This is a genomic window from Protofrankia sp. Cj3 (assembly GCF_917627355.1).
In the GTDB taxonomy this organism is placed as follows: Bacteria; Actinomycetota; Actinomycetes; order Frankiales; family Frankiaceae; genus Protofrankia.
Genome location: NZ_CAKJTR010000325.1, coordinates 1 through 1,749 on the forward strand (window position 1 = coordinate 1; position 1,749 = coordinate 1,749).

Here is a 1,749-nt window from a genome sequence, read left to right on the forward strand (position 1 = left end):
AACTCTGGACGTGGCCGTGGGTCCGGTCGAGGGGAGTGAGTTTGTCGAGTTGGATTCGGCCGATGGTCGGCACGATATGCGTGTCGACGAGCCAGCGGTAGGTTCGCAACGTCGCGGGTCGCGTCCCATCGCCACGCTTGATCTCCAGCCATTCACTGAGGCGGGCGTGCGCGTCGCCGTACCCGGGACCACAAGGTTGATGTCGCCTCGCGTGGTGTGCACGGCAACGCGTCGCGGGGCGGCGCTGAACTGCGCGTCGATATCGCCGCTGTCCGAGGTGGCATCGACGGTTGCCGAGCGCGGCCCGGTCAGCGTGAGGTCGCCGGAGGTGGACTGTACCCGCGGTCGCCCGCTCATACCGGTGGCTGTGATGTCGACCCGGCGGAGACCAGCAGGAGGTCTCCGCCGGACGGTTCAGCAACGGCCAATCAGATGATCCATCAGATCGGCGGTTGTCGAGGCTCCGGCTCTGCGCAGCGCAGCGATCGTCGAGGTGTCTGTGGCGCCCGTCAGTGACGCGACCGCCGTCCGGTGCGCGGCAAGCATGTGCGGCTCGTACTCGGCAACGAGCCGGCCGAGCAGCTCGTCGGGAGTGAGCACCTCGACGCCGGCCGCGGCGGCGGCGTCGGCCGGGAAGTCCTTGATGTTCCAGGTGCAGAGGACAGTTGCGGCCGCGGTGACGGCTGCGGCGAGGACGTGGCGATCGTCGTCGTCTGGCAGCCACACATCGGCCAGCGCCCGGAAGTCCTCCTCGGAGGGTTCGACCTCGGCAAGCGGGAACGCGCGGTTCATCGCTGTCACCAGCCGTCGGGCAGCCGCGCGGTCAAAGCCGTTCACGTTCAGCATGAGGTGTTCGGTGGTCTCATCGAGGATCGCGGCGCTCCAGGTGATGGCGATGATCTCTTGGTCGGCGGCGTAGAGGAGGTAGTCGCGCAGGACACGGGAGTAGAGCACGTTCGCGTCGGCGAGAACGATCCGGATCAGGTCGGTCTCGTCGGCGGCGGCGCTCATTCGGTCAGGCCGAGGTCGTTCTGCACGGCCGCCAGGTCGGCGAGTGCCTCGCGCCGCCGCGGACGCTCGGTTTCCAGGAACGCCCGGATTGACGAGACGCGCACGCGGTGGTGCGTGCCGACCTTGCGGTACTCCAGCAGGCCGCGGTCCATGAGCTTGCGGACCTGGGGACGTGACATCCCCAGCAGCACCGCAGCCTCGGTGGGAGTCACCTCGGCGGTGCGGGAGGCCATGACGATCTCCTCGCCTCGCACCCTGGCGTCGATCAGCCGGGAGACCAGTTCGGCGGTCTCGCGCGAGAGCGCGACTCTCACCTGTTCGCCAGGCGTCGCCAGCGCGTGGTGAAGAGCCTCGGCGTCACGCAGCAGCAGCTCGGTCACGGCAGGACTCCATCTGCTCCAAGTGAATCAACTGCAGCAACCGTAACACGGCTCGTGCGCAGCGGCCGGGCTCCGCACCCGGCAGGGAGACGGACCACCTCGGACCCCTCGGCGAGAGTCTCTGTAGCCAGGCCGGTCACGACCGCCTCTGCGCGGAGCCGGGTGACCAGGGCGCGCGCCGTGGCAGCGCCGATGTGGAGCCGCTCGCGGAGAGTCTCCGCGGAGATCGGACGGCTGTGGGTCTGCCAGTGCTCGACAACTGGCCGGCGCTGCCGCGGCCCCGAGAACGGCCCAGACGTCCGAAATCACCGTGGTCACCTGCCGGGACCTCTTCGACTTCCTGCGAGACGAGGCAGCA

2 protein-coding genes and 2 pseudogenes are annotated in these 1,749 nt (G+C 68.8%); all 4 read right to left on the reverse strand.

Features of this window, described 5'->3' with window-relative positions:
- A pseudogene (locus MJ783_RS23835) lies at positions 1 to 148 on the reverse strand (hypothetical protein); the annotation flags it as partial.
- Between the two features lie 41 nt (positions 149 to 189).
- A pseudogene (locus MJ783_RS23840) lies at positions 190 to 357 on the reverse strand (DUF4097 family beta strand repeat-containing protein); the annotation flags it as partial.
- Between the two features lie 57 nt (positions 358 to 414).
- On the reverse strand, positions 415 to 1,011 hold the full coding sequence (locus MJ783_RS23140) for a PIN domain-containing protein (RefSeq protein WP_239313981.1): 597 nt from the start codon (positions 1,009 to 1,011) through the stop codon (positions 415 to 417).
- Entirely contained in the window at positions 1,008 to 1,391 is a 384-nt protein-coding gene (locus MJ783_RS23145; protein WP_239313984.1) for a helix-turn-helix domain-containing protein, read from the reverse strand. The genes MJ783_RS23140 and MJ783_RS23145 overlap by 4 nt, the downstream gene beginning before the upstream one ends.
- Positions 1,392 to 1,749: the final 358 nt, after the last annotated feature.